General features: G+C 66.0%; 26 protein-coding genes. 12 read left to right on the top strand and 14 right to left on the bottom strand.

The genetic code is table 11. The features are described from left to right. Window positions 1-36: 36 nt before the first annotated feature. The 3 genes from AABA51_RS06065 to AABA51_RS06055 all read right to left on the bottom strand — a co-directional run bounded on the left by AABA51_RS06065 (window position 37) and on the right by AABA51_RS06055 (window position 2,281). On the bottom strand, window positions 37-228 hold the full coding sequence (locus AABA51_RS06065) for a zinc-finger domain-containing protein (RefSeq protein ID WP_338275438.1): 192 nt from the start codon (window positions 226-228) through the stop codon (window positions 37-39). Window positions 229-304: 76 nt separating this feature from the next. Beyond that, window positions 305-688, bottom strand: coding sequence for an HIT domain-containing protein (locus tag AABA51_RS06060; RefSeq protein ID WP_338275436.1), 384 nt, complete (start codon window positions 686-688; stop codon window positions 305-307). A gap of 15 nt (window positions 689-703) precedes the next feature. Then, window positions 704-2,281: a DUF5928 domain-containing protein gene (locus AABA51_RS06055; RefSeq protein ID WP_338275434.1), complete on the bottom strand. Its 1,578-nt coding sequence runs from the start codon at window positions 2,279-2,281 to the stop codon at window positions 704-706. Window positions 2,282-2,428: 147 nt separating this feature from the next. Here AABA51_RS06055 and AABA51_RS06050 point away from each other — a divergent pair, with 147 nt between their 5' ends. Continuing rightward, window positions 2,429-3,247 carry a sulfotransferase family protein gene (locus AABA51_RS06050; RefSeq protein ID WP_338275431.1) on the top strand — a complete coding sequence of 273 codons (819 nt, stop codon included), beginning with the start codon at window positions 2,429-2,431 and terminating at the stop codon, window positions 3,245-3,247. A 27-nt stretch (window positions 3,248-3,274) separates the two neighbouring features. Here the strand turns inward: AABA51_RS06050 and AABA51_RS06045 are convergent, their stop codons facing one another. Next, entirely contained in the window at window positions 3,275-4,267 is a 993-nt protein-coding gene (locus AABA51_RS06045; protein WP_338275429.1) for an adenosine kinase, read from the bottom strand. Then, window positions 4,264-4,908, bottom strand: coding sequence for an endonuclease III (nth, locus tag AABA51_RS06040; protein ID WP_338275426.1), 645 nt, complete (start codon window positions 4,906-4,908; stop codon window positions 4,264-4,266). The genes AABA51_RS06045 and nth overlap by 4 nt, the downstream gene beginning before the upstream one ends. A 95-nt stretch (window positions 4,909-5,003) precedes the next feature. Here nth and AABA51_RS06035 point away from each other — a divergent pair, with 95 nt between their 5' ends. The 3 genes from AABA51_RS06035 (at window position 5,004) to AABA51_RS06025 (ending at window position 7,449) form a co-directional block, all read left to right on the top strand. Then, window positions 5,004-5,837, top strand: coding sequence for a bifunctional helix-turn-helix domain-containing protein/methylated-DNA--[protein]-cysteine S-methyltransferase (locus AABA51_RS06035; RefSeq protein WP_338275424.1), 834 nt, complete (start codon window positions 5,004-5,006; stop codon window positions 5,835-5,837). 120 nt (window positions 5,838-5,957) lie between these two features. Beyond that, window positions 5,958-6,602 (top strand): OmpA family protein, encoded by a 645-nt coding sequence (locus tag AABA51_RS06030; protein WP_338275422.1) that lies wholly within the window; start codon window positions 5,958-5,960, stop codon window positions 6,600-6,602. Window positions 6,603-6,678: 76 nt separating this feature from the next. Next, window positions 6,679-7,449 (top strand): FadR/GntR family transcriptional regulator, encoded by a 771-nt coding sequence (locus tag AABA51_RS06025; protein WP_338275420.1) that lies wholly within the window; start codon window positions 6,679-6,681, stop codon window positions 7,447-7,449. Between the two features lie 66 nt (window positions 7,450-7,515). Here AABA51_RS06025 and AABA51_RS06020 read toward each other — a convergent pair whose 3' ends face one another. Both AABA51_RS06020 and AABA51_RS06015 read right to left on the bottom strand, forming a co-directional pair. Beyond that, window positions 7,516-8,745: a mandelate racemase/muconate lactonizing enzyme family protein gene (locus AABA51_RS06020; RefSeq protein ID WP_338275418.1), complete on the bottom strand. Its 1,230-nt coding sequence runs from the start codon at window positions 8,743-8,745 to the stop codon at window positions 7,516-7,518. A 108-nt stretch (window positions 8,746-8,853) separates the two neighbouring features. Continuing rightward, window positions 8,854-9,945 (bottom strand): zinc-binding dehydrogenase, encoded by a 1,092-nt coding sequence (locus tag AABA51_RS06015; RefSeq protein ID WP_338275416.1) that lies wholly within the window; start codon window positions 9,943-9,945, stop codon window positions 8,854-8,856. Window positions 9,946-10,100: 155 nt separating this feature from the next. On the opposite strand from AABA51_RS06015, the gene pcaD reads away from it, so the two are divergent. Genes pcaD through AABA51_RS06000 form a run of 3 tightly spaced genes read left to right on the top strand, consistent with a single transcriptional unit; the run spans window position 10,101 to window position 13,492 of the window. Next, window positions 10,101-10,895 carry a 3-oxoadipate enol-lactonase gene (gene pcaD / locus AABA51_RS06010; RefSeq protein WP_338275414.1) on the top strand — a complete coding sequence of 265 codons (795 nt, stop codon included), beginning with the start codon at window positions 10,101-10,103 and terminating at the stop codon, window positions 10,893-10,895. Next, entirely contained in the window at window positions 10,892-12,232 is a 1,341-nt protein-coding gene (locus AABA51_RS06005) for a lyase family protein (RefSeq protein WP_338275412.1), read from the top strand. The genes pcaD and AABA51_RS06005 overlap by 4 nt, the downstream gene beginning before the upstream one ends. A 33-nt stretch (window positions 12,233-12,265) precedes the next feature. Then, window positions 12,266-13,492: a TCR/Tet family MFS transporter gene (locus AABA51_RS06000; RefSeq protein WP_338275409.1), complete on the top strand. Its 1,227-nt coding sequence runs from the start codon at window positions 12,266-12,268 to the stop codon at window positions 13,490-13,492. Between the two features lie 29 nt (window positions 13,493-13,521). Here the strand turns inward: AABA51_RS06000 and AABA51_RS05995 are convergent, their stop codons facing one another. Genes AABA51_RS05995 through AABA51_RS05985 form a run of 3 tightly spaced genes read right to left on the bottom strand, consistent with a single transcriptional unit; the run spans window position 13,522 to window position 16,016 of the window. Beyond that, a complete protein-coding gene (locus AABA51_RS05995) occupies window positions 13,522-14,496 on the bottom strand; it encodes a threonine ammonia-lyase (protein WP_338275407.1) in 975 nt (324 codons plus the stop codon). Further along, entirely contained in the window at window positions 14,493-15,329 is an 837-nt protein-coding gene (locus AABA51_RS05990; protein WP_338275405.1) for an alpha/beta fold hydrolase, read from the bottom strand. The genes AABA51_RS05995 and AABA51_RS05990 overlap by 4 nt, the downstream gene beginning before the upstream one ends. Further along, window positions 15,330-16,016, bottom strand: coding sequence for a haloacid dehalogenase type II (locus AABA51_RS05985; RefSeq protein ID WP_338276460.1), 687 nt, complete (start codon window positions 16,014-16,016; stop codon window positions 15,330-15,332). Window positions 16,017-16,177: 161 nt separating this feature from the next. Between AABA51_RS05985 and AABA51_RS05980 the strand changes: the two genes are divergently transcribed. From AABA51_RS05980 to AABA51_RS05970, 3 genes are all read left to right on the top strand, one after another. After that, window positions 16,178-16,606: an FKBP-type peptidyl-prolyl cis-trans isomerase gene (locus AABA51_RS05980; RefSeq protein ID WP_338275402.1), complete on the top strand. Its 429-nt coding sequence runs from the start codon at window positions 16,178-16,180 to the stop codon at window positions 16,604-16,606. Between the two features lie 267 nt (window positions 16,607-16,873). Continuing rightward, window positions 16,874-17,197 carry a c-type cytochrome gene (locus AABA51_RS05975; protein WP_338275401.1) on the top strand — a complete coding sequence of 108 codons (324 nt, stop codon included), beginning with the start codon at window positions 16,874-16,876 and terminating at the stop codon, window positions 17,195-17,197. Between the two features lie 191 nt (window positions 17,198-17,388). Then, the gene (locus AABA51_RS05970; RefSeq protein ID WP_338275398.1) at window positions 17,389-18,663 is read left to right on the top strand and encodes a PQQ-dependent sugar dehydrogenase; all 1,275 of its coding nucleotides are present in this window, start codon (window positions 17,389-17,391) and stop codon (window positions 18,661-18,663) included. Between the two features lie 155 nt (window positions 18,664-18,818). Here AABA51_RS05970 and AABA51_RS05965 read toward each other — a convergent pair whose 3' ends face one another. From AABA51_RS05965 to fabA, 3 genes are all read right to left on the bottom strand, one after another. Beyond that, complete coding sequence (locus AABA51_RS05965; protein ID WP_338275395.1) at window positions 18,819-19,607, bottom strand: enoyl-ACP reductase FabI; 789 nt, start codon at window positions 19,605-19,607, stop codon at window positions 18,819-18,821. A gap of 7 nt (window positions 19,608-19,614) precedes the next feature. After that, window positions 19,615-20,844, bottom strand: coding sequence for a beta-ketoacyl synthase N-terminal-like domain-containing protein (locus tag AABA51_RS05960; protein WP_338275393.1), 1,230 nt, complete (start codon window positions 20,842-20,844; stop codon window positions 19,615-19,617). Window positions 20,845-20,971: 127 nt separating this feature from the next. Beyond that, window positions 20,972-21,481, bottom strand: a complete 510-nt coding sequence (gene fabA, locus AABA51_RS05955) for a bifunctional 3-hydroxydecanoyl-ACP dehydratase/trans-2-decenoyl-ACP isomerase (RefSeq protein WP_338275391.1) — start codon at window positions 21,479-21,481, stop codon at window positions 20,972-20,974. 164 nt (window positions 21,482-21,645) lie between these two features. Between fabA and irrA the strand changes: the two genes are divergently transcribed. Continuing rightward, window positions 21,646-22,065, top strand: a complete 420-nt coding sequence (irrA, locus tag AABA51_RS05950) for an iron response transcriptional regulator IrrA (RefSeq protein ID WP_338275389.1) — start codon at window positions 21,646-21,648, stop codon at window positions 22,063-22,065. 120 nt (window positions 22,066-22,185) lie between these two features. Further along, entirely contained in the window at window positions 22,186-24,006 is a 1,821-nt protein-coding gene (typA, locus tag AABA51_RS05945; RefSeq protein ID WP_338275387.1) for a translational GTPase TypA, read from the top strand. A 248-nt stretch (window positions 24,007-24,254) separates the two neighbouring features. Here typA and cysE read toward each other — a convergent pair whose 3' ends face one another. Continuing rightward, window positions 24,255-25,079 (bottom strand): serine O-acetyltransferase, encoded by an 825-nt coding sequence (gene cysE, locus AABA51_RS05940; RefSeq protein WP_338275384.1) that lies wholly within the window; start codon window positions 25,077-25,079, stop codon window positions 24,255-24,257. Window positions 25,080-25,142 lie beyond the last annotated feature (63 nt).

Here is a 25,142-nt window from a genome sequence, read left to right as displayed (position 1 = left end):
GGCGGGCGCGGGGTGCATCCCCGCTTTTGCGCCCGGTCAGTCGGCGGTGCCCGCCTTGTCCGCAAAATCGGCATGGACGAATTTCTTGTCGCAATAGCCGCATTCGACCTCGCCGGTCGTGGGCGAAAGCGACAGCCAGACCCGGGGATGGCCCAATGCGCCCTGCCCGCCGTCGCAGGCGACGCGCCATTGGGTCACGATCTCGGTTTCGGGCGCAGGGGTGGGCATTTTCTGGCTCCTCGGCTGGTCGTCGCGGGCGATATGGCAGGTTGTGGCGGCCCGGACAAGTCGCGGGCCCTGCGGCTCATTCGGCCTTTTGCAGCATCCGGCCCAGCGGGCGGCCCGACAGGATGTGGACATGGTAATGCGGCACTTCCTGCACCGCGACCTCGCCCGCGTTGGAGATGGTGCGGTAGCCCTGCCCCCCCTCGCCCGGTTGCAGCCCCTTTTCGGCGCAGATGCGCCCGATGGTGCGCCAGAAATCCACGATCTCGGCATCCGATGCCTCGAGCGCGAAATGATCGGCGCAGACATAGGGCCCCTTGGGGATCACGAGGACATGCACCGGGGCCTGCGGATAGATGTCGTTGAAGGCCAGCGTATGCTCGGTTTCGGCCACGGTCTGGTTGGGGATCTCGCCGCGCAGGATGCGGGCAAAGATGTTCTGGGGATCATAGGCATAGGGCATTGCGGCCTCCCGATGTCAGTCAGCGAACAGATAGGGTGTCTGCGCAAGCGCTTGGCCGTGATCGGGCGGAATGTCAAAGAAATCCGCAAGCGCATCGGCATTCTCGTCCATGGGCCGATCCTGTCGCACGCGCCAGTGACGCGGGAATTCGGCATCGCGGATGCGGATCGATTCATCGGCGAATTCATGGCGCAGCGTCGGCAGCATGCGCCCGATCACCTCGTCGGGCGTATCGGCGGTGGCCAGACCCACGCGATGGGCATGGCCGACCAGATACTGGTCATCGAAGACACATTGCAGTTCGAGGATTCGCGCATTGGCGCGATCGGTCATGAAATCGCGCATCAAGCCGATATTGCCCGGATCGAGGCAGATCATCAGCTTGTCGGTGTCGTAATAGTCGAACAGCATCCGCATCAGCGCCCGCCGGTGGCGGTTGCGCTTTTCCAGCGTCCGCTCGATGCCCCCCAGATGCGGGACGGCGCAAGACGCCTCGTCGAACAGGTATTCCACGCCGCGGATATCGAGCCGGTCCGAGGCCGCATGCAGCAAGCGTTTGGCGACATGCCATTTCTTGCACACGAGCATGTAGAGGTTGCGGTCGGGGCCAAGCGTGCTTTCGCGTTCCCAGAACCTTGTGCCGTAGCGTTTGCCGATCCGCCCCCGCCCGGTCAGGAAGGCGTGGAGTTTCTCCCCCTCGTTGCTGGTCGCGAAATCGACCCGTTCGGATTGCCACAAGGCCCCCAAGCGTTCCTTGAGCAAAGCCGCCTCGGGGCTGATCTTGCGGGCGAAAAGGTAGTCTTGGGAAATGAGCAGGTCGTATTGGTCGTTGTAGAAGCTTACCGGCATGCCGTAATCGCTGAACATCTTGAAGGTCAGCGTCCGGCTTTCGATCTCGCGCTCGGGCACGAGATGGCGCACGAGCGTCTGGAAAAACGTCTCGTCGGGGATCCATGTGGTGGAAAAGAACCGCACGACATCGCGCCGTATCCGGCAAAATTCGAGCACTTTTTCGATGGTTTTGCGCCGCAGGCACCACCATTGGCTGCCGATCTGCACCTCGATATCCTCGGGGATGCGCCGGGTCAGGCCCAGCGCCTTCTGGATCTCGAAGCTGCGGTAGAACAGCTTTTTCTGGGTCCGCTCGTTGAACCAGTGCCGGTAGATCAGACGCTCTTCCTTGAAGCCGGTCTTGATCCAGTCCGAGTTGAAGAAATCGAAGCTTTCGATGTAGTCGCGGTCCTGCCCGTCGAGGAAACGGTGCGCATAGGCCGCCGATTTCACCGGCAGGCAATCGCCCGAGAGCATGTAGAAATGCGTGGCCTTGGGAAAGGAACGCTCGGCGGCTTCGAGCGCGTTCAGCGTGGCCTGCACAAGGCTCCAGGCGCCCCATCCGCATTTGATCCGCCGCTTGGCGAAACAGACCGACGGATTGTCGGCCAGGGTTTCGGTGATCGCCGCGTAATCTGTATCGCGCGACCTGGCGTCGAAATGGATCGCCACGAAATCGCCGGTGGCAGTCAGGCGCTCGGCCTGGCGGATGATGGCCGTCGGGTCCTTGTGACACAGCAGGATGAAAGCGATCTTCGCCATGCGCGGAACCACTGGCCTCGGACTTACGTTGGTGTTTGGCTACACATAAGTTTACGGAAATTGAAGATGAACAACGTCTTTGATCTTTCGCGCAACTTGTCTTAAGGCCGCCTCAAGGGGCGCACGACCGCAAACGAGGCGACGAGCATGGGATTTCCCGGAACCTGGATGACGCAAAGCGAAAGCGTCGTGTACCGCGTGGTGCCCAAATGCGCCTGCTCGACCATCGGGCAGATCATGTATTTTTCCGACAACGGCACCTATTTCGACGGCGACATCCATGACGCGACGGGCGGCATGCACAAATGGTCGCTCGACGCCAGCCAGCCCGTGATCGAGCGCAGCGTCAGGGCGCGCGAGACCTATACCTTCACCTGCGTGCGCAACCCCTATACCCGCATCCTGTCGTCGTTTTTCGACAAGATCTGCGGCATCCAGCGCAACGGCAAACGCTATCGGGGGAACCTCGTGCCGCTCTTGATCCAGAAATACGGGATCGAGGTCGGCGGCGATGACGGCAAGGGCGAGTTCGACCAGATCGCCAGTTTCCGCCGCTTCCTGTTGTTCGCGCGGGACACGATCCGCTGGCGCCGCCCGATGGAGCCCGACATCCATTGGTCAGCGATGGCGGGCCATGTCTCGACGCTGATCGTGAACGGCGGGCGCTACGACAACATCTTCTGGACCGAGAAATTCGACCAAGGCATGCAAAGCGTGCTGGATGCGATCGAGGTGAAACATCCCGTCGAACTGAAGAAAGTGCCGCGTTTCAACGAAAGCGAGGGGCATGGGCCCAAGCGGCTGCACCCGGTCGAGGATTACTTCGACGATCTGTCGATGCATCTCGTCTACGAGATCTATCACCGCGATTTCGATCTGTTCAAATACGACTTCGAGAACCCGTCCAACAAGATGCCCACGGGCGAGATCGATCTGGACGAGGTCCACGCCAAGCTGGGTGACTGAACCGCCGCCCGGCCCGCGCGAGACGGATCAGGACAGACCCGCCTCGGCGAAAACCTCGGACAGGGGGCGCTGCGGGCGGGGGCCCACGTGGCGGATCACCTCGGAGGCGGCGGCAACGCCCATCCGGCCCGCCGTTTGCAGATCGCGGCCCGTGGCCATGCCATAGAGGAAACCCGCCGCGAACTGATCGCCTGCGCCGGTGGCATCGACGGGCGTGATGCGGGTCACCGGCACCTCGACACGTTCTGCCCCGCGCAGGATCTTTACCGGTTCGCCGGAATGGGTGCAGACGACGATGTCGCAGATCGCGGCCGCCTGCGCGAGCGCCGCGTCCAGATCATCGGTCTGGTAGAGCGCGAGCCATTCCTCGTGGTTGCCGATGACGTAATCCATCTGCCCCTCGATCAGCGTCAGGAAATCCGCCCTGTGCCGGTCGACGCAGAACGGATCGCTGAGCGTGATGCCGACCTTGCCCCCGCCCTTGCGGCAATGATCGGCGGCGGCGGTGAAGGCCGATTTCCCCTCGGGCTTGTCGTAAAGATAGCCCTCGAGAAACAGCCAGCGGGCATTGCCAGCGACAGCGGCATCCACGTCGCCCGCGTCGAAATCGGCGCCTGCGCCCAGATAGGTGTTCATCGACCGCTCGCCATCGGGCGAGACGAAGATCATCGACCGCGACGTGGGCGCAGGCGCATCCTTGACCGGCGGATTGGGAAAATCGGTGCCTTGATCAGCCATGCCCTGCGCATAGAAGCGGCCCAGCGCGTCATCCTTGACCTTGCCGAGAAAGGCCGTGGACAGCCCCAGCGTGCCAGCCCCCGCGATCGTGTTGGCGACCGACCCGCCCGGCGTCTGCACCCGGTCCTTCATCGCCGCATAAAGAAGCTCGGCCCGTTCCCGGTCGATCAGCTGCATGATGCCCTTCTCGATCCCCATGTTGTCGAGAAAGCTGTCATCGCCATGCGAAATCACGTCGACGATGGCATTGCCGATCCCGACAAGGTCATAGGTCTTGGTCATTGGGTCTTGTCCTCGTATTGGCACAGGTCGGCGATCAGGCAGGCGCCGCATTTGGGTTTGCGCGCGACGCAGGTGTAGCGGCCGTGCAGGATCATCCAGTGATGGGCATGAAGCTGGAATTCGGCGGGAACATGGTCTTCGATGGCGCGCTCGACCGCATCGACATCCCGACCCGGCGCGATGCCCGCGCGATTGCCGAGGCGGAAGATATGCGTGTCGACCGCCTGCGCGGGAAACCGCCACCACATGTTCAGGACCACGTTCGCGGTCTTGCGCCCCACACCGGGCAGCGATTGCAGCGCGGCGCGCGAGGATGGCACCTGCCCGCCATATTCCTCGACGAGGATGCGGCTGAGCTTGATCACATTCTTGGCCTTGTTGCGGAACAGGCCGATGGTCTTGATATGCTCGATCACGCCCTCTTCGCCGAGCGCGAGCATCTTTTCGGGCGTATCCGCGATCTCGAACAGGCGTTTGGTGGCCTTGTTCACGCCCGCATCGGTGGCCTGCGCGCTGAGCGCCACGGCGACGACAAGGGTGAAGGCGTTGGTATGGTGCAATTCGCCCTTCGGCTCAGGCTCGGCGGCCTGAAACCGGGCGAAGATCTCGCGCATCACGGGATAGGGCAACTGCTTGGCCATGCCGCCCTTTTGGCGGCTTGCGCCCCGCCGGGCAAGGCCGTTTTGGCGCAAGTTCCGGGTCGCGCGCCCTGCCCCCGGCAGGCTATGGTCGCGCCATGACCCAAGAGAGCACATATCATTACAACGTCATCCGCCGCGCCATCGCGGAAATCGACGCCGCCGATGTCCCGATGGGCCTCGAGGCGCTGGCCGCACGGATGGGGATGAGCCCCGCGCATTTCCAGCGCGTCTTCACCGCATGGGTGGGGGTCAGCCCCAAGCGCTACCAGCAATACCTTGCGCTCGATCACGCGCGCATCTTGCTGCGAGAGCGCTTCACGACACTGGCCACGGCCGATGCGGTGGGCCTGTCGGGGGGCGGGCGGCTCCATGACCTGTTCTTGACATGGGAGGCGATGGCACCGGGCGATTACGCCAAGGGAGGCGCGGGCCTGACGATCCGGCAGGGCTGGTTCGACAGCCCCTTCGGCCCGGCGCTCGTCATGGGCACGGATCGCGGCATCTGCGGACTTGGCTTTGCCGCCGAAACCGGGCCGGAGGCGACCTTGGCCGATCTGCAGGGACGCTGGCCCGAGGCGCGGTTCATCGAGGACCCGGAGACGCTGTCCCCGATGGTGACCACGGCCTTTGGCGGAACGGGGGGCCAGACGCGGCTGCACCTGATCGGCGCGCCCTTCCAGATCAAGGTCTGGGAGGCGCTCTTGCAGGTCCCCACGGGCCATGTCACCACCTATTCCGAGATCGCGCTGGCCACGGGCCATCCCCGCGCGGTGCGGGCGGTGGGCACGGCGGTGGGCCGCAACCCGATCAGCTGGCTGATCCCCTGTCACCGCGCCTTGCGCAAATCGGGCGAATTGGGGGGCTATCACTGGGGCCTGCCCGTCAAACGCGCCATGCTCGCCCACGAGGCGGCGCGGACCGGGGCCTGAACGGCGGGTTTCCGCCATTTTCCCCAATTTCCTCCTGCAGTCGATTGGACAGGCTGCTATACTCATGGCGAACAAGATCCGCGGGACAACCGCGCCGGAGCAGACTGGAAGGGCTACGCCATGAACATCCGCACGACATCCATCGCCTTCGTCACCCTATCGGCCCTGGCCCTCACGGGCTGCGTCACCACCGGCCCCATGGGCGAACGCACCCAGAGCGGGGCCATCATCGGCGGCATGCTGGGGGCCGCAGCCGGCGCTTTCGGCAATGACAGCGATCCCGGCATGGGCGCGCTGGTGGGCGGTGCGGCAGGCGCGCTGGCGGGCGGGGCCATCGGGGCAGCGCTCGACCGGCAGGCGCGCGACCTGCGCGGCAGTCTTGCCAGCGACGACATCCGCATCGTCAACACCGGCGAGGAACTGGTCGTGACCATGCCCGAGGGCATCCTCTTCGACATCGACAGCGCCGCGATCCGCGCAAGCCTTCAGGCCGATCTCCGGGCGCTCGCACGCAACCTGCAGCAATACCCCGACACCACGGTGGACGTGATCGGCCATACGGACAACACGGGCAGCGCAGGCTACAATCAGGACCTGTCGTCGCGCCGCGCCCAGGCCGTCGCGGGCGTGCTGCTCGAAGAGGGCGTGGCCCCGGCGCGCGTGCGCGCCTTCGGCCGGGGCGAGGATGAGCCCATCGCCTCCAACCTCACCCCCGAAGGCCGCGCGCAGAACCGCCGGGTCGAAGTGGTGATCCGCCCGCGCTGATCGGCGCGATCCACGCCAATCGGCTGGACAGCCCTCTCCCCGTGGTCATAGAATTTGACCAATTCGGGAGGGGGCCATGCCGTTTCAACGCATCGAGGCCGAGAAACTGTCGCATTCCGTGGTGCGGCAGATCGAACAACTGATCCTGCGCGGCATCCTGCGGCCGGGCGAACGCCTGCCGTCGGAACGCGAATTGAGCGAACGCCTGGGCGTTTCGCGCCCCTCCCTGCGCGAGGCGATTGCCGAATTGCAGGATCGCGGGCTTCTGGCGACGCGGGCCGGTGCCGGGATCTATGTCGCCGATGTGCTCGGCTCGGCCTTTTCGCCCGCGCTGATCCGGTTGATCTCCAGCCATGACGAAGCCGTCTTCGACTATATCGCCTTTCGCCGCGACCTGGAGGCCATCGCCGCCGAACGCGCCGCCGTCCAGGGTTCGGACACGGATCTGAAGGTCATCGACACGATCTTCCGCAAGATGGAAGCCGCCCACAAGAAACGGAACCCGGCGGACGAGGCGGAACTGGACGCGGAATTCCACCTCGCCATCCTGGAGGCGAGCCACAACGTGATCTTGCTGCACATGATGCGCTCGATCTTCGACCTGCTGAAACAGGGCGTCTTCTTCAACCGCCAGCGCATGTTCAAGAGCCGCACGACGCGCGATCTGCTTCTGGATCATCACCGCGCGATCAACGCGGCCCTCCAGGCGCGCGACGCGCCCGCCGCCCGCGCCGCCGTGATGGAGCATCTGAGCTACGTCGAAAGCCGCCTTGGCGAATTGCGCCGCGCCGAGAAGAACGAGGAGATCGCGCGCCTGCGCTATGCCCATGAGCAGGAACGCGACTGAACGCGCGCCCTGCCCTTCATCTTTCCAAAAATATGCACGGCCCCGCGCGGGCCGCGCGCGCCTCCCTCAATCCACCGCGCCGCCGCCGAAGGCATTGCCATTCTGCCAGTCGCAAGGCGCTTCCTGCATCTCCAGATGCAGCCGCGTCCCGGTCCAGGCATGGCTCGCCGCCAAAAGCTCGTCGAGTTCGATGCCAAGGCCCGGCGCGACGGGAGCCTCGACGAAGCCGCCTTCGACGACGGGGCGGCCACGGACCAGCGCCTTGTGGAAATCCGTCTCGATCGCCTCGACCATCAGGATATTCGGGCAGGCGATGCCGAGATGGACATTGGCCGCCCATTCCACCGGCCCCGCATAGAGATGGGGGGCGATCTGGGCCCCATGCGCCTCGGCGAGGATGGCGATCTTGCGCCCCTCCCAGATGCCGCCCGCGCGGCCGAGCGCAGGTTGCACGATCCTGACGCCCGCCCGGAGCGCTGCGGCGAATTCCAATTTGCCGCAGAGCCTTTCGCCGGTGGCGACCGGGATGGAGGTCGCCCGCGCAACCTCGGCCAGCCCCGCCAGATCGTCGGGCGGGATCGGTTCCTCGTACCAGAGCGGGTCATGGGGCTCGATTGCCTTGGCCAGCCGGATGGCATGGCCGGGCGTGAACTGGCCATGGGTGCCGAACAAAAGATCCGCGCGGTCGCCCACGGCGCCCCGGATCGATTTGCAGAACGCCGCCGACAGGCTGATGTCGGCGCGGGCAGGCGAATGACCGCCCCGGATCGTGTAGGGGCCCGCGGGATCGAATTTCACCGCCGTCCAGCCTTCGGCGACGCGGGCGGCGGCGGCCTGGCCCTGGGCATCGGCATCGACCCAGAACCGCGCCACCTCGTCCGGCGCAGCGCCGTCCTCGGGATACAGATAGGTATAGGCGCGCAACCTGTCGTTCATCTTGCCGCCCAGAAGCGCCCAGACCGGCCGTTCCCGCGCCTTGCCCAGGATATCCCAACAGGCCATCTCGAGCCCCGCGAAAGCGCCGAAGACGGTGGGATCGGCGCGCTGGGTGAAGCCCGAGGACCAGACGCGGCGGGCCATCAGCTCGATGTTCTCGGGGCTTTCGCCCTGCATGTGGCGCTCGAAGACATCGGCGATGACGGCGCGCATGGCCTGCGTGCCGAGCGCCGAGGCATAGACTTCGCCCAGCCCCGTGATGCCGCAAGCGGTGGTGAGCCGGACGATCTGCCAATAGCGCCCGCCCCAGCCGGGGGGCGGGGGTGCGATGGTGAAGATCTCGAGATCCTGGAGTTTCATGGGTCGGTCCCTGTGGTTGGCGGGGATTGGGGGCTCTGCCCCCGACACGGCCCCTGGCCGCGTCTCCCCGGGATATTTTTGAAACGAAGAAGGGTCAGGGCAGGAAAGTTAGGGCGGGAAGGTCAGGACATTGCGGCGCGCCTGTCCGGCGCGTGTATCGGCGATGGCCGCGTTGATCTGGTCGAAGGGCCATTGGCCGGAGACAAGCTCCTGAAGCTTGAGGCGATTCTGGGCATGGAGATCGACCATCCAGGGAATGTCACGGCCGAGAACCACATCCCCCATCTTGGTCCCGCGCAGGCCCTGGCCCAGGGCCGCGAGGATGACGGGTTCATAGGCCGAAGTGGCCCCTGAATGGGGCATGCCCACCGCATAGGCCGTGCCGCCCGGCGCAAGCAGACGCAGCGCCATGTCATAGGCGGGGATCGCCCCCACGGTGACGAAGACATGGGCCGCAAGCCGCCCGCCGGTGATGGCCGAGAGCGCGCGCCAGGGTTTGGGCTCGGTGGCCGGGATCACGTCGGTCGCGCCAAAGGCACGGGCATCGTCGAGCTTGGTGGGTTCGAGATCCATGGCAACGATCCGGGCCGCGCCCGCGATCCGCGCGCCCTGGATCGCGTTCAGACCGACGCCGCCCGCCCCGATCACCACCACGACATCGCCGGGCCGGACAGAGGCGGTATTGACGACGGCACCGACCCCCGTGGGCACGCCGCACGCCAGAAGACATCCGCAATGGGGGGAAATGGTTTCGCCCAAGGGGGCGATCTGCGAGCGATGGACGATCACCCGTTCGGCAAAGGCCCCGCAATCCATCACCGCATCGACCGGCTGGCCGGATGCATCGGTCAGTTTCGGCGCGGTCGCGGGTTTGTCGCTGCAATAGACGGGCCGACCGCTCAGGCAATCGAGGCAGGACCCGCAGGCACGGATCAGGGTGACAAGCACCCGTTCCCCCAAGACAAGGCCCGCCGTACCGGGCCCGAGCGCCGTGATCCGGCCCGCCGCCTCGTGGCCATAAACGGCCGGCAGCGCGCCGCCCCATGCGCCATCGATCCAGGAAATGTCGGAATGGCAGATCGCGACGGCCTCGATCTGCACCTCGATTTCGGCGGGGCCGGGATCGCGCAGGGTGAGGATCTCGAGGTCGAGCGGCGCGCCGAAGGCACGACAGACCGCGGCGCGAATTTGTCTTGGCATGCGCTTGGATCCTCCCCCCTTGCGTGGTCCCATCCTTGCACAGGAGATGGAGGCCGCAAGGCCGAACTGCGCCTTGGCACGGCTTGTTCGCGACCAGCCTCTTGCAGGGCGCGCGCGGCTGGCCCAGAACCGAAGGACGGAGCAGGGAGGATGCGATGGACAGTCTCGATCTGGGCGATGTGGTGCTGCATTACGCCGATACCGGGCCGCGCGACGCGCAGGCGGTGGTGTTTTCGAATTCGCTGGGCACGGATTTCCGGCTTTGGGATGCGATCCTGCCCTATCTACCGCAAGGATTGCGGGTGATCCGCTACGACAAGCGCGGTCATGGCCTGTCGACCTGCCCGCCCGCGCCCTACACGATGGGCGGGCTCATCCATGATGCCGAACGCTTGCTGGATCATCTGGCAATCCGCGATTGCGTCTTCGTGGGCTTGTCGATCGGAGGCATGATCGCGCAAGGCCTTGCGGCCAAGCGGCTCGACCTGATCCGGGCCGTGGTCCTGTCGAATACCGCGCCCAAGATCGGCACCCGCGAGCTCTGGGCCGAGCGGATCGCCATCGCCGAGGCAGAAGGCACCGGGCCGATGGCCGACGCGATCATGACGCGCTGGTTTTCCAAGGCATTCCGCGAAACACCCAAGGTGTCGCCCTGGCGGCGGATGGTCGAAACCACGCCCGGGGCGGGCTATGCCGGCTGTTCGGCGGCCATCGCGGGCACGGATTTCTACAGCACCACCGCCGGTTTGCGCCTGCCCGCGCTGGTCATCGCCGGGTCCGAGGACGGATCGACGCCGCCCGATCTGGTGCGCGAACTGGCCGATCTGATCCCCGGCGCGCGCTATGAACTGATCCGGGGCGCAGGCCACCTGCCCTGCGTGGAAAAGCCCGAGGTTTTCGGCCCGTTGCTGGCAAGGTTCCTCAACGATCTGGGGCATGTCGCGCCATGAGCGCGAGCCCCTTTGACAGCGCGATCCACCGCCAGCTGTTCGGCGATGCCGAGCTGGGGCGGTTGTTTTCCGACACCGCCGAAATCCGGGCGATGATGCTGGTTCTGGGCGCGCTGGCCAAGACGCAGGGAAAGCTGGGCGTGATCCCCGAGGTCTCGGGCGCCTTTCTGGCGCGTGCCATGATGGAGATCCAGATCGATCCTGCGGGCCTTGCCGACAGCGTGGGGCAGAACGGGGTCAGCGTGCCGGGTCTGGTGGCGGCCCTGCGCAAGGCGCTGGAAGCCCCCGAACATGCCGCGTGGCTGCATTGGGGCGCGACGAGCCAGGACATCCAGGACAGTGCGCTGATGCTGCGGCTGCGCCAGGCACTGGCCCTGATCGAGGCGCGGCTCATCACGTCGCTGGGGCGGTTGGCCGATCTGGCCGAGGCGGAGGCGGAGACGCCGATGGCCGCGCGGACCTATGGGCAACTTGCCGTGCCCTCGAGCCTCGGGGCGATGATGGCGGCATGGGGCTGGCCCGTCCTGCGCGCGGTCGAACGGCTCGGCGCGCTGCGGCCCCGGCTGGCGGTGTCGCTGTCTGGCGCGGGCGGTACCGGCTCGATGCTGGGCGAGGATCCGGCGGCGATCCGGGCCGCGCTGGCCGAGGCGCTGGGGCTCGCCGATCCGGGGCGCAGCTGGCACGCGGATCGCACGATCATCACGGAACTGGCCGAGATCTGCGCAGCGGTCACGGTGGCAGGGGCCAAGGCGGGCGAGGACCTGCTGCTGCTGACGCGCAGCGATGTGGCCGAGCTGCGGCTTGGGGGCGGCGGTGCCTCCTCGACCATGCCGCAAAAGGAAAACCCGATAGGCCCATCGGTGCTTGTGGCTCTGGCGCGCTTTGCCTCGGCGCAAGGTGCGGCACTTGGCGCGGCCCACCGCGAGGCGCGGGACGGCGCGGGCTGGTTCACCGAGTGGCTGGTGGTGCCCGGACTTGTCCTTGCGGCCGGGAAATCGGCGTCCGTACTGGGGGATAGCCTGGCACAGCTTGCGCCCGACCGGGCGGGGATGGCCGCCCGGATCGATGCGCGCCCTGCCCTGATCCACGCAGAGGCGCTGAGTTTCGCCCTGGCCCGCCAGATGCCCCGCCCCGAGGCGCAGGCAGAGGTGAAGCGTCTGGCGGGCGAGGCGCGCCGCGCGAACCGCCCGCTCCCCGAACTGGTCGGCGAAGCCTATCCGGATCTGGACCTGTCCAGGCTCGCAAGCCTCGGGCAAGCACCGGCAGAGGCGCGCGCCTTTGCCCGGGCGGCGCGGCAAATCGGCGATGGACAAGGACAGGGTGTAAATCTAGATTGACACATGTCTGACAGAACATCCGAAAGGCCGGTCATGGCCAAGCCTCGCCTGCCCGTCCTCTTCATCCTGATCACCGTGACGCTGGACGCGATGGGGATCGGACTGATCCTGCCCGTGATCCCCGACCTGATCCGGGAGGTCGAGGGCGTGTCCCTGTCCGATGCCGCGCTGTGGGGGGGGATCCTGTCGGCCTCCTATGCGGTGATGCAATTCGGCTGTTCGCCGACCTTGGGCAACCTGTCGGACCGGTTCGGACGGCGGCCCATCCTGTTGGTGTCGATGGCGGTTCTGGCGCTCGATTACGTCATCATGGCGGTGGCGGGGTCGATCTGGCTCTTGCTCGTCGGGCGGGTGGTCGCGGGGGCTGCGGCGGCGACACATTCGACCGCTTTGGCCTATATGGCCGACATCACGGATGGATCGAAGCGGGCGCAGAATTTCGGCCTGATCTCGGCGGGGTTCGGGATGGGCTTCATCTTTGGCCCGGCGCTTGGGGGATTGCTGGGCGGGCTTGACCCGCGTGCGCCCTTCGTGGCCGCTGCCTGCCTTGCCGCGCTCAATTTCGCCTTCGGCTTTTTTGTCCTGCCCGAAAGCCTGCCCAAGGGGCGCCGCCGCGCCTTTGACTGGGGCCGCGCCAATCCGGCGGGGGCCTTGCGCGCCGTGGGGCGGCTGCCGGGGGTAAGGGCGCTTTTGGCGGTGATGCTGGCCTACCAGATCGCGAATTTCACCTATCCCGCGATCTGGGCCTATTACATCCAGGGCGCCTTTGGCTGGGATGCGCGGATGGTGGGCCTGTCGCTGGCAGCCTATGGGGTCGCCATCGCGGTGGTTCAGGCGGGGTTGATCCGGGCGATCCTGCCGCGCATGGGCGAAACGCGGGCGGTGGTCTGGGGCCTGATCCTGAACACGGTTTGCCTTGTGCTCTACGGCTTTGCCACGCAGGGCTGGATGATCTGGGTTCTGATCCCGATCTCGGCCGTGGGGGCCATCGTCGCCCCGGCCATGCAGGGCGTGATGAGCCGCGCTGCAGGGCCCGATGCACAGGGCGAGTTGCAAGGCGTCCTGTCCTCGATCTCGGCCCTGTCGATGATCCTGTCGCCCCTGATCATGACGCAGGCGTTTTTCTGGTTCACCCGGCCCGAGGGCGCGATCATCCTGCCCGGCGCGCCCTTCCTGATCGCCGCCGTCCTGATGGCGGGGGCATTCGTGCTTTACGTCTCGACGCGCGCCACCCCGACGCCGGTCACGGCGGCGGAGTGAGGCCTGCATATTTTCGGAAAGATGAAGGATCAGCCGCCCGCGAGGATCTCGGCATAATGCCCGGGATCGGCATTTCCGCCAGACAGCGTGCAGATCACCGGGCCGTCGGCAAGATCACACCCGTGAAAGAGCGCTGCAGCGAGCGCCACGGCACCGCCCGGTTCGACGACGAGCTTGAGGCGGCTGGCGGCAAGGCGCATCGCCTCCTTCACCTCGAGTTCGGTCACCACGATACCGGCGCCACAGAGCCGCGACAGGATCGGAAAGGTGATCTCGCCCGGCATCGGGGTCAGGATCGCGTCGCAAAACCCCGCTTCGGGTGAGGCATGGCGGGTGCGGGTGCCCGCGGCGAGCGAAAGCGTGGTATCGTCGAAGCCTTCCGGCTCTACCGGGCGGACGGTCAATCCCGGCGCATGGGCGGCAAGCGCCAGCGCGATACCGGCGGTCAGGCCACCACCGCCGCAGCAGGTCAGGACCGTGCCGGAGGTGACGCCCATGGCCGCCGCCTGCGCCGCGATCTCGAGCCCGCAGGTGCCCTGCCCCGCGATGACCTGCACATCGTCGAAGGGTTTGACGAGCGTCATGTTGCGTTCGGCCTGTAGCCGCGCGCCGATCTCTTCGCGGTTCTCGCCCCCGGCGCGGTCGTAGAGCACCACCTCCGCCCCGAGGCTGCGGGTATTCTCGATCTTCAGCGCGGGCGCGTCCCTGGGCATGATGATGACGGCGGGAACCCCGTGAAGCGCCGCCGCATAAGCCACGCCCTGGGCATGATTGCCCGAGGAAAAGGCCAGAACGCCGCGCGCGCGCGTTTCGGGATCGAGTGCCGAGACCGCCGACCAGCCGCCCCGGAACTTGAAGGAGCCGGTATGTTGCAGCACCTCGGCCTTGGCATAAACGGGACGGCCCGCGATCTCGTCGAGGAAAGGCGAGGACAGGAGCGGGGTTTCCCGCACAACCCCCTTGGCGCGGGCGGCGGCAGCTTCGATCAGGGCGATGTCGGTCATCTTGTGGCTTGCTCCAGCACGGTTTCGATCACGCGGATCGCGGGGATTTCGTCGAGAAAGGGCACATGGCCGCGGTCGGCCAGTTCGGCAAATTCCATGTCGGGGCGGCGGCGGCGCATCCTTGCCGCCGTTTCCGCCGAGAGGATGTTGGACCCCGCCCCCCGGATCAGGCCGAGCGGCGCGCCCGCAAGCAGGTCGAAGAGCGGCCAGAGATCGGGCGCCACGGCGCCGGGCGCAAAGGCGGGGGCCACGGCCTCGCACAGGGCGGGGTCATAGCGGTTCACGAGGCCCGTTTCCTCCTGCCGGTAGATGCGGCGCGCCATGGCAGCCCAGGTCTCGGACGGCACATCGCGAAAGGCGGGCGCATAATGGCGCGGCAAGGCGGCTGCGGCTTCCTCCAGCGTTTTGAAACGCGGCGGTTTGCCCAGGTAATCCATGATATAGGCCAGCCCTTCGGGCATGATCTCGGGGCCGATGTCGTTGAAGATGACGCCCGCGATGCGGGGCCGCGCCATGGCCGCGAGCACCATGGCGACAAGCCCGCCCCGCGAGGTGCCGAGGATCGTGACCCGATCCAGCCCCAGATGGTCGAGAAGCGCCAGAACATCGGCCGCTTCCTGCGGCACCTGGTAGGTGGACGGATCACCCCGATCGGAGGCACCGCGCCCGCGAAAATCCATGCGGATGACCTGCGCGCGATGGGCGAAGGCGTCGAGCACGGGCTCGAAATCCTCCATGTTGCGGGTCAGGCCGGGCAGGCAGAGAAGCGGCGCCCCCTGCCCCTGCACGTCATAGGCAAGGCGCAGACCGTCGGGGGCGGTCAGAAACTGCATTCAAACCTCCGGCATCTCGGGGATCGCGGCAAGATCGGCGGCGATGCTGTCGGGCTGTCCCGGCAGGCGGTCGACCGGCAGGCCCGCGCGATTGACCCAAAGCGTCCGAAAGCCGTAGGCGGCCGCGCTGCAGATGTCCCACCCATTCGAAGAAACGAACAGGACCTCGTCACAAGACGTGCCGAAGCGCGCGCCCACAAGGTCATAGACCCTGCAGTCGGGTTTGAAGGTCGCCAGCGGTGCGACGCTGAGAACCGCGTCGAGCCTGTCACCGATACCCGCACTGTCAACGGCGGCCTTCAGCATGGCGGGCGATCCGTTCGACAAGATGGCACAGGTCAGACCCCGCGCCTTGAGCCGCGCGAGCATGTCGGGCACTTCGGGATAGGCCGCGAGCCGGTGGTAAAGATCGAGAAGGTCGGCCCGCAAGCCGGGATCGGACAGGCCTGCACGCTCCAGCGCCCAATCGAGCCCGTCTTGCGTGAGGTCCCAGAAATCGACGTAATCCCCCGTGATCGCGCGCAGCCAGGAATATTCCAGCTGCTTCAGACGCCAATCAGCGGCGACCTGCTGCCAATGCGGGGCGAAATCCTCGCGCCCCGGCGCGGAAGCCAGCGCACGCGCGGCGGCGGAGACATCGAACAAGGTGCCATAGGCGTCGAAAACGCAGGTCGTGATACGGGCCATCATCCTCCCCCTTGCCGGTCGGCCGCACCCTTGCACGACACGCGGCCCGCGACAATTCGTGTCGGCCCGGTTTCATCCCGGCGACCTGTCGCCTATACTGCGCCAGAGCCGCGGCAGATCAACCCATGCCGCAAAACCCATTTCCCCAAAAAGGATATCCCATGACCCAGGCCATGCCCGGCACGACAGTTTCTATTCACTACACCGGCACCCTGCCGGACGGCAGCACCTTTGACAGCTCGCAGGGGCGCGAACCGCTGACCTTCGAGATGGGCGCGGGCCAGATCATTCCGGGGCTCGAAGCAGCGCTTGACGGCATGTCCGAGGGCGAGACCAAGACCGTGACGATCCCTGCCGCGCAGGCCTATGGCCCCCGCCGCGAGGAAGCCGTGCAGCAGGTGCCGCGCGATGCGGTCCCCGACCATATCCCGCTCGACCTCGGCACGCAGTTGCAGGTTCAGACGCCCGACGGTCAGGCCATGCCCGTCACGGTGACCCAGGTGACCGAAGAGGCCGTGACGCTCGACGCCAATCACCCGCTGGCCGGTCAGGACCTGACCTTTGCCGTGGAACTGGTCAAGGTCGCCTGAGCATCGACCCTGACGCGGCGGGGGCGGTCTATGGCCGCCCCGGTCCGGCCCCCGGCCCGGCACCGCCGCGGCCGGATGCATCGACCCTGCACCTGCCGGCGCGACAAGGGGCTTTTGTCACCGGCAAGCATGGCCTGCGATGAACCGTTGACGGCAAAAGATACCGGGTTATCTTTCGCTGCGTCGGTCTGTCGCGGTAGAATGTCCGGGAATGCTTGCCCCAAACCCTCCGCGCCCGGGCCGCGACGGCCATGGAAGGGAGGGTCCATGAAATCTCGTCTATTTGCCGCGTCCTGCGCGGTGCTTCTGGCAGGGTTGCACCCTGCATCTGCCGATACGACCAATACCGCGATGGCGGCGGACATGTACGCGGCATCCTGTTCGGCCTGCCACGGGCGTACCGGGCGCGGGGTCTCGGTCTATCCGTCGCTTCAGAACCGGTCGGTCGAATATCTCGTCGAGAAACTCGAGATTTACCGCGCCGGAGAGGCGATCGGGCCGAATTCCGGCCTGATGATCCCCAATGCGCGCGACCTCAGCGATGACGAGATCGCGGCGCTGTCGGAATTCATGTCCAGCACGTTCCGCTAGGCACTCCGAAAATCGGCGCAGGCGGGATCGGACCCGCCTGCCCTGACCCTATCCGACGGTGTCGCAAGGGATGGGCCGCTTTCGTGCGGGCGGCCCTTCCCGGCACTGCCGGTTCGTGGCGGCATCTGCCGTCTGGTTTCGCACGGCGCGGTGTCGGGGAGGACACCGTTTCATTCACAGGGAGGAAGACAATGAAGACTGCAAAGATCGGCCTTTCGTTGATCGTGGCGCTTGGCTCCACCGCATTGGTGGCCTTGCCCACGACCAGCGCGCGGGCCCAAGCCCCGAGCCTGAGCCATGACGTGGTCATGACCGACCTGCGCGCGCCGTGGGACATGGCCTTCCTCGAGGATGGCACGATGTTCTTCACCGAAAAATGCCACGGCCTGTCCGTGCGCATGCCCTCGGGCGATGTCATGCCGCTTTTGGGGATGACGGGGACCGACGGCTATTCGCTGACGGGCGATGACCTGTTCTGCGAGGGTCAGGGGGGGATGCAGGGCGTGGCGCTTGATCCCGCTTTCGTCGAGAACCGGACGATCTACGTCTATTCCTCGTCCCGCGCCGGGGATGCGCCGAGCAACCGGGTGCTGCGCATGACCGTGGCCGAGGATTTCGCCTCGGTCTCGGACCGGGTCGATATCGTGACCGACATCCCCTACAAGCCTGCCGCCTCGAACCATCCCTTTGGTGGGCCGGGCGCACATAACGGGGGGCGCATCCGGTTCCATGACGACGGGTTCCTCTATGTGACCACGGGCGACACCCACAACGGGGTCGGCCCGCAATCGCCGACGCTCTTGTCCGGCAAGGTTCTGCGCATCGACACCGATGGCAATGCCGCCCCCGACAACGGTGCGCCCGATGGGTTCGATCCGCGCATCTTCACCTATGGGCACCGCAACGTGCAGGGCATCGCCTTTGATCCCGACACGGGCGCTGTCGTGATCGCCGAACATGGGCCCTGGCATTCGGACGAGGTCACGGTGCTGCGCGCCGGCGGCAACGGCGGCTGGGACCCGCGCCCGAACATGGCCGGGCGCGGCGATTGTCCGGATGATTATTGCGGCTATTCGCCCAACCAGATGGACGGCATGGACCCGGCCGAGCGCGCGGCCTTCATGCCGATGACCGACACCGCGACCTATCCCGACGCCATGCCGCCCGCTTGGGTCAACAACGGCCTGTCGCAGGGGACAAGCTCTGCCGCCTTCCTCGAGGGCGAGCAGTGGGGCGACTGGAACGGCAACCTGGTCGTGGGCGTGATGGGGATCGGCTTTGGCGGCACGCCCGTCGGACAGCGGATCGACATGCTCGACATCGCCGAGGACGGCCTGTCGGCCGAGGTGATGACCCTGCCGCTCACCATGCCGCCGGGGCGGTTCCGCTCGGTCGTTCTGGGGCCGGATGGCAACCTTTATGCCGCCATGGACGAGGGTGAGATCTACCGGATCATCCCGAACTGATCCCGCCAAAGCCGCGCCGCCCCTGCATCAGGGCGGCGCGGCACTCCGGGAAAAGAGCAAGGCTGTGCAAGCTTGCACAAAACCCCAAGGCATTGATAAGTCGCGTGATTCCCCCGGCATTAACCTGAGGGAAAGGATGTGACGCCCCGCAGGCGCTACATGTTCTCGGGCTGCATCATGCCCAGCACGTGATAGCCGCCATCCACGATGACGATCTCGCCCGTGGTGCAGCCCCCGTAATCCGAACACAGGTAGACCGCCGTGCCGCCGATGGCCTCGAGCGTGGCATTGGCGCGGAGCGGCGCATTCGCCTCAGTCGTCTTGAAGGTCTTGCGTGCACCGCCGATGGCGGCCCCCGCCAGCGTCTTCATCGGGCCGGGGCTGATCGCGTTCACGCGGATGGCTTGCGGCCCAAGGTCATTGGCCAGATAGCGGACCGAGCTTTCCAGCGCCGCCTTGGCCACGCCCATCACGTTGTAGAAGGGCGTCACCCGGTTCGACCCCTGGTAGGTGAGCGTGATCAGGCTGCCCCCATCGGGCATCAGTTCCGAGGCGCGGCGCGCCACGTCGATGAAGGAATAGCAGCTGATCGTCAGCGAATTGCGGAAATTCTCGCGGCTGGTGTTGATGAAGCGGCCCGTCAGCTCGGTCTTGTCGGAATAGGCGATGGCATGGACAAGGAAATCGATGGTCCCCCAACGCGCCTTGAGCGCGGCAAAGGCCGCATCGAGGCTGTCGTCATCCATCACGTCCACATCGACGAGAAAATCCGACCCGACCGAGGCGGCCAGCGGTTCGACCCGCTTGCCGAAAGCTTCGCCCTGGTAGGAAAAGGCCAGCTCCGCGCCTTCGGCATGGAGCGCCGACGCGATCCCCCAAGCGATGGAGCGGTCGTTCGCGACCCCCATCACAAGCCCGCGTTTGCCCGTCATCAAATTCGCCATGTCCGTCTTACCCGTCAAACCGGCTGAGCAGCATGGAGCCGTTCGTGCCACCAAACCCGAAGGAATTCGTCATAACCGTGTCCAGACCCGCATTTTCACGCAGGCTGGTCGCGATCTCGTCCGGTGACAAGGCGGGATCAAGCGTTTCGACATTGATCGAGGGGGCGATGAAATCGCCTTGCAACATCAAAAGGCAGAAAATCGCCTCCAGCGCGCCGGCGGCACCCTGGGCATGACCCGTCATCGACTTGGTGGAGCTGATGGGCGGCGTCGTCCCCTCACCGAACACGCGGCGCACGGCCTGGACCTCGCCCACATCGCCCACGGGGGTCGATGTGCCATGCGCGTTGATGTAATCGACGCGGCGACCTGCGGGCAGCGTCTGCAGCGCCAGCCGCATCGCCCGTTCCCCGCCCTCGCCCGACGGCGCGACCATGTCATGCCCGTCGGAGGTGGCGGCAAACCCCGTGACCTCGGCAAGGATATTGGCCCCGCGTGCCAGCGCGTGATCGAGGGCTTCCAGCACCACGATACCGCCGCCGCCCGCGATCACGAAGCCGTCGCGTCCCGCGTCAAACGCCCGGGAGGCACGCGCAGGCGTGTCATTGTATTTCGACGACATCGCGCCCATCGCATCGAACAGGCACGACAGCGTCCAGTCCAGTTCCTCGGCCCCGCCCGCGAACATCACGTCCTGCTTGCCCAGCATGATCTGTTCCGCCGCCGCCCCGATGCAATGGAGCGAGGTCGAGCAGGCCGAGGTGATGGAATAGTTGATGCCCTTGATCCGGTAGGCCGTGGCAAGGTTCGCGCTGATGGTCGAGGACATGCACTTGGGCACGGCGAACGGCCCGATGCGCTTGGTGGCCCCGGTCGAGAGCACCGATTGATGCGCGGCAAACATGGCGCTGGTCGACGGCCCGCCCGAGCCTGCGATCAACCCGGTCCGTTCCGACACGATCTCCGCCTCGGTCAGGCCCGCATGGGCGATGGCTTGCCCCATGGCGATATGGGCATAGGCCGCCCCCGGCCCCATGAAACGAAGCGCACGCTTGTCGACATGTTCGGCGGTGTCGATCTTGAGCGTTCCGGCGATCTGGCTGCGGAACCCGCGTTCCACCATGTCGGGATGCGTTTCGATCCCCGAACGGCCGGCGCGCAAGGACGCCTCCACCTCGGCGGCGGTGTTCCCGATGGGCGACACGATGCCCAAGCCCGTGACGACGACCCGTCTCATGTGCAAACCTGTGGTTTGACGCGGCGCATGTGGCCTCCCTTGCGTTGGTCCGGGCCTGTTTAGGCAAGCACGGTCACTGACGCAAGCAGATGGGGGCCGCGCGACCTTGCGTCGCCGCGCCCGTCCTTCAGCTTTCGCTCAGCGCGACCTTCATGTCCTTGACGAGGTAGATCACCTCGCCATCCGCCTCGACGCGCCCGTCCGCCACGCCCATGGTCAGGCGGCGGGTCTGGATCGCCTTGGTGAAATCGACGTGATAGGTCAGCATCTTGCGGTCGGGGCGCACCATGCCGGTCAGCTTGACCTCGCCCACGCCCAGCGCATAGCCCCGCCCCTGCCAGCCGCGCCAGCCAAGGTTGAAGCCCGTCAGCTGCCACAGACCATCCAGCCCAAGGCAGCCGGGCATGATCGGGTTGCCGGGGAAATGGCATTCAAAGAACCACAGGTCCGGCGTGATGTCGAATTCGGCGACCACATGGCCCTTGCCATGTTCGCCGCCATCCCCCGAAATCTCGGTGATGCGGTCCATCATCAACATGGGCGGCGCGGGAAGCTGCGCGTTGCCGGGTCCGAAAAGCTCGCCACGGGCGCAGGCCAAAAGCCCCTCGCGGTCGAAAGATGTGGGATAATCTGCCATGTCCCCCCGCAGATGCCGTGACCGCTCGGGCCGAAAAATTTGCAAAGCTCTAGCATCGCCCGCACGCGCGGTGCAAGGCCGCCCAACCCCGCCCATGGCTTTGCGATTGAAACCAGCGGGGAAAACGCCCTATATATGGGGAAACCGCCACGAAAGCCGCCGCCATGACGCCCGCAGCCCTCGAACGCAGCAAAACCTGGCTCGCCCAAGGTGACCTGAGACCGACGCGCCAGCGTCTGGCGCTTGCCTCTTTGCTCGTCGGCGACGGGGAAAACCGCCATGTGACCGCCGAGGGGCTGCATGATGCGGTGATGGCGACGGGTGACAGGGTGTCGCTGGCCACCGTCTACAACACGCTGCGCGCGTTTTGCGATGCGGGCCTCATGCAGGAAGTGACCGTCGACGGCTCGCGCAGCTATTTCGACACGCGGATGGATGATCACCCGCATTTCCACTTCGAGGACAGCGGGCATCTGACCGATGCGCCCGGCGGCGACCTGGAAATCCGCGGCCTGCCCGAGGTTCCCGAAGGCTACGAGATCGCCAAGCTCGACGTCGTGATCCGCCTGCGCAAGACGCGCTGACCCGACGCTTTCGCCGCAGCGCGGCACCATTCCGCCCTTTCGGCCTAGCCAAAGCCCGCCCGAGCCTGTAACGGCACGGCCAACCCTGTCCCCTTTCCGATCCAAAGGCCCTTTCCCCCCATGGACCTCCGCAATATCGCGATCATCGCGCACGTCGACCACGGCAAGACCACGCTGGTCGACAACCTTCTCAAGCAATCCGGCGCTTTCCGCGAAAATCAGGCCGTGGCCGAACGCGCGATGGACAGCAACGATCTGGAACGCGAACGCGGCATCACGATCTTTGCCAAGCCCACCTCGGTGGAATGGAAAGGCACGCGGATCAACATCGTCGACACCCCCGGCCACGCCGATTTCGGCGGCGAGGTGGAACGCATCCTGAGCATGGTCGATGGTGTGGTGCTTTTGGTCGACGCGGCCGAAGGGCCGATGCCCCAGACGAAATTCGTGACCTCCAAGGCGCTGGCGCTTGGCCTGCGGCCCATCGTGGTCCTGAACAAGGTCGACAAGCCCGATGCCGATCCCGACCGCGCACTGGACGAGGTCTTCGACCTTTTCGCAGCGCTCGATGCCGATGAGGATCAACTCGATTTTCCGCATCTTTACGCGTCCGGCCGGTCCGGCTGGGCCGATCCCACGCTCGACGGCCCGCGCAAGGATCTGCACGCGCTCTTCAACCTGATCGTGCGCCACGTGCCCAAGCCGCGCCAGATCGCCCGCCAGAACGAGGATTTCCGGATGCTCGCCACGACGCTCGGGGCCGATCCCTTCGTCGGACGGCTCCTGACGGGTCGGGTCGAATCCGGGCGGCTCAAGGTCGGCCAGACCGTGCAGACGCTCTCGCGGCTTGGCGAAAAGGTCGAACAATTCCGCGTCACCCGGATCCAGGCGTTCCGCGGCCTCGCCCAGCAAGACATCGAGGAAGCGCTCGCTGGCGATATCGTCAGCCTTGCGGGCATGACGAAATCGACCGTGGCCGATACGATCTGCGCGCTTGCGGTCGATGAACCGCTCCACGCACAGCCCATTGATCCGCCGACCATCACCGTCACCTTCGGGATCAACGACAGCCCGCTCGCAGGCCGCGACGGCAAGAAGGTGCAAAGCCGCGTGATCCGCGAGCGTCTGCTGAAAGAGGCGGAAAGCAATGTCGCCATCCGCGTCACCGACACGCCCGGCGGCGAAGCCTTCGAGGTTGCGGGCCGCGGCGAATTGCAGATGGGCGTCCTGATCGAGAACATGCGCCGCGAAGGGTTCGAATTGTCGATCTCCCGCCCGCAGGTGCTCTTCCGCGAGATCGACGGCCAGCGTCATGAACCGGTCGAGGAAGTCACCATCGACGTCGATGACGATTACACCGGCGCCGTGATCGAAAAGATCACCGGACCCCGCAAGGGCGAGCTGAAGGAAATGAAACCCGCAGGCGCCGGCAAGACGCGGATCATCGCGTTGGTGCCCTCGCGCGGGCTCATCGGCTACCACGGCGAATTCCTGACCGACACGCGCGGCACGGGCGTTCTGAACCGCGTCTTCCACGCCTGGGAACCCTACAAGGGCCCGATCGAAGGGCGGCGCGCGGGCGTTCTGATCTCGATGGAAAACGGCGTCTCGGTCGCCTATGCGCTCTGGAACCTCGAGGAACGCGGCCGGATGTTCATCGGCGCGCAGGAACCCGTCTACACCGGCATGATCATCGGCGAGCATTCGCGCGACAACGATCTCGAGGTGAACCCGCTCAAGGGCAAGAAACTGACCAACATCCGCGCTTCCGGCACGGATGAGGCGGTGCGCCTGACGACGCCCATCACGATGACGCTGGAACAGGCCATCGCCTATATCGACGATGACGAACTGGTCGAGGTTACGCCGAACGCGATCCGGTTGCGCAAGCGCTATCTCGATCCGCATGAACGCAAGCGGATGTCGCGCGCGGCCGAGTGACGGGGGCGCCCAAAAGCGGATACTGCGACCGCATGGGGGCGCCTTGAGGCGCACCCCCCGTCAACGCGCGTTCCACCTATGGACCCGTAGGGTGGGTGCAACCCACCATTGCCGTTTCCGATCGATGCATGTCTGGTGGGTTCCATCCACCCTACATAACCAACTTGGGTGTGCCTCAAGGCGCATCCCACCCGTGCAACACCCGGTCCTGCGTAGGGTGCGCCTTTAGGCGCACCACCACGATCACCCTACCCGGCCACACCCGTCCCCGGATTGGGCAACAGGTGATCCATGCTCATCGCCGGCTGCGCACAGCCCGCCTCGCCCACGATCCGCGCGGGCACGCCCGCCACCGTCTTGCAGGCGGGCACTTCCTCCAGCACCACGGAGCCTGCCGCGATGCGCGAGCAGTTACCGATGCGGATATTGCCCAGAACCTTGGCCCCTGCCCCGATCAGAACACCGTCGCCGATCTTGGGGTGGCGATCCTCGGTCTCCTTGCCGGTGCCGCCCAGCGTCACGGAATGCAGCATCGAGACATTGTCGCCCACGACCGCCGTTTCCCCCACCACGATGGAATGGGCATGGTCGATCATGATCCCCTTGCCGATCCTTGCGGCCGGATGGATGTCGACCCCGAAAACCTCGGACACCCGCATCTGGATGAAATAGGCCAGATCCTGCCGCCCCTGCGTCCAAAGCCAATGGCCGACGCGATAGGCCTGCACGGCCTGGAAGCCCTTGAAGAACAACAGGGGCTGGATATAGCGGTGGCAGGCCGGGTCCCGGTCATGGACCGCCATGATATCGGCGCGCGCCGCAGCCCCCAGACCGGGGTCCGCGCGATGCGCCTCATCCGCGATCTCGCGCACCAATTGCTCCGACATCTCGCCCGAGGCGAGCTTTTGCGCCAAGCGGTAGGCCAGCGCCCGCTCCAGGCTGTCGTGATGCAGCACGCAACCATGGATCAACCCGCCCAGAAGCGGCTCGTCGATCACCGCCTGTTCGGCCTCGGTCAGGATGCGCTGCCAGACCGGATCGACCCCGGCCAGTTTTCTTTGCACCTTCGCCATGGCTTTGCCCTCCGGTTCTGGCCCCCTGAATACCGCAGATAGGCAGCAGGGTCCATCATGGAA

This window comes from Roseicyclus marinus (assembly GCF_036322625.1).
Lineage (GTDB): Bacteria > Pseudomonadota > Alphaproteobacteria > Rhodobacterales > Rhodobacteraceae > Roseicyclus > Roseicyclus marinus_A.
Note: the sequence above shows the minus strand (reverse complement) of the source record. Positions and strands in the feature narration are given on the sequence as shown.

What these genes read in the sequence shown, in the direction of transcription:
- AABA51_RS06020 (WP_338275418.1), bottom strand. Translation starts at nt 8,745, where the DNA reads ATGAAACTCCAGGATCTCGAGATCTTCACCATCGCACCCCCGCCCCCC.
- AABA51_RS06060 (WP_338275436.1), bottom strand. Translation starts at nt 688, where the DNA reads ATGCCCTATGCCTATGATCCCCAGAACATCTTTGCCCGCATCCTGCGC.
- AABA51_RS05980 (WP_338275402.1), top strand. Translation starts at nt 16,178, where the DNA reads ATGACCCAGGCCATGCCCGGCACGACAGTTTCTATTCACTACACCGGC.
- AABA51_RS05995 (WP_338275407.1), bottom strand. Translation starts at nt 14,496, where the DNA reads ATGACCGACATCGCCCTGATCGAAGCTGCCGCCGCCCGCGCCAAGGGG.
- AABA51_RS06055 (WP_338275434.1), bottom strand. Translation starts at nt 2,281, where the DNA reads ATGGCGAAGATCGCTTTCATCCTGCTGTGTCACAAGGACCCGACGGCC.
- AABA51_RS05960 (WP_338275393.1), bottom strand. Translation starts at nt 20,844, where the DNA reads ATGAGACGGGTCGTCGTCACGGGCTTGGGCATCGTGTCGCCCATCGGG.
- AABA51_RS06050 (WP_338275431.1), top strand. Translation starts at nt 2,429, where the DNA reads ATGGGATTTCCCGGAACCTGGATGACGCAAAGCGAAAGCGTCGTGTAC.
- AABA51_RS06065 (WP_338275438.1), bottom strand. Translation starts at nt 228, where the DNA reads ATGCCCACCCCTGCGCCCGAAACCGAGATCGTGACCCAATGGCGCGTC.
- AABA51_RS06025 (WP_338275420.1), top strand. Translation starts at nt 6,679, where the DNA reads ATGCCGTTTCAACGCATCGAGGCCGAGAAACTGTCGCATTCCGTGGTG.
- AABA51_RS06005 (WP_338275412.1), top strand. Translation starts at nt 10,892, where the DNA reads ATGAGCGCGAGCCCCTTTGACAGCGCGATCCACCGCCAGCTGTTCGGC.
- AABA51_RS05975 (WP_338275401.1), top strand. Translation starts at nt 16,874, where the DNA reads ATGAAATCTCGTCTATTTGCCGCGTCCTGCGCGGTGCTTCTGGCAGGG.
- AABA51_RS05985 (WP_338276460.1), bottom strand. Translation starts at nt 16,016, where the DNA reads ATGGCCCGTATCACGACCTGCGTTTTCGACGCCTATGGCACCTTGTTC.
- AABA51_RS06035 (WP_338275424.1), top strand. Translation starts at nt 5,004, where the DNA reads ATGACCCAAGAGAGCACATATCATTACAACGTCATCCGCCGCGCCATC.
- AABA51_RS05970 (WP_338275398.1), top strand. Translation starts at nt 17,389, where the DNA reads ATGAAGACTGCAAAGATCGGCCTTTCGTTGATCGTGGCGCTTGGCTCC.
- pcaD (WP_338275414.1), top strand. Translation starts at nt 10,101, where the DNA reads ATGGACAGTCTCGATCTGGGCGATGTGGTGCTGCATTACGCCGATACC.
- cysE (WP_338275384.1), bottom strand. Translation starts at nt 25,079, where the DNA reads ATGGCGAAGGTGCAAAGAAAACTGGCCGGGGTCGATCCGGTCTGGCAG.
- fabA (WP_338275391.1), bottom strand. Translation starts at nt 21,481, where the DNA reads ATGGCAGATTATCCCACATCTTTCGACCGCGAGGGGCTTTTGGCCTGC.
- irrA (WP_338275389.1), top strand. Translation starts at nt 21,646, where the DNA reads ATGACGCCCGCAGCCCTCGAACGCAGCAAAACCTGGCTCGCCCAAGGT.
- AABA51_RS06045 (WP_338275429.1), bottom strand. Translation starts at nt 4,267, where the DNA reads ATGACCAAGACCTATGACCTTGTCGGGATCGGCAATGCCATCGTCGAC.
- AABA51_RS06000 (WP_338275409.1), top strand. Translation starts at nt 12,266, where the DNA reads ATGGCCAAGCCTCGCCTGCCCGTCCTCTTCATCCTGATCACCGTGACG.
- AABA51_RS06030 (WP_338275422.1), top strand. Translation starts at nt 5,958, where the DNA reads ATGAACATCCGCACGACATCCATCGCCTTCGTCACCCTATCGGCCCTG.
- nth (WP_338275426.1), bottom strand. Translation starts at nt 4,908, where the DNA reads ATGGCCAAGCAGTTGCCCTATCCCGTGATGCGCGAGATCTTCGCCCGG.
- AABA51_RS06015 (WP_338275416.1), bottom strand. Translation starts at nt 9,945, where the DNA reads ATGCCAAGACAAATTCGCGCCGCGGTCTGTCGTGCCTTCGGCGCGCCG.
- AABA51_RS05990 (WP_338275405.1), bottom strand. Translation starts at nt 15,329, where the DNA reads ATGCAGTTTCTGACCGCCCCCGACGGTCTGCGCCTTGCCTATGACGTG.
- AABA51_RS05965 (WP_338275395.1), bottom strand. Translation starts at nt 19,607, where the DNA reads ATGGCGAATTTGATGACGGGCAAACGCGGGCTTGTGATGGGGGTCGCG.
- typA (WP_338275387.1), top strand. Translation starts at nt 22,186, where the DNA reads ATGGACCTCCGCAATATCGCGATCATCGCGCACGTCGACCACGGCAAG.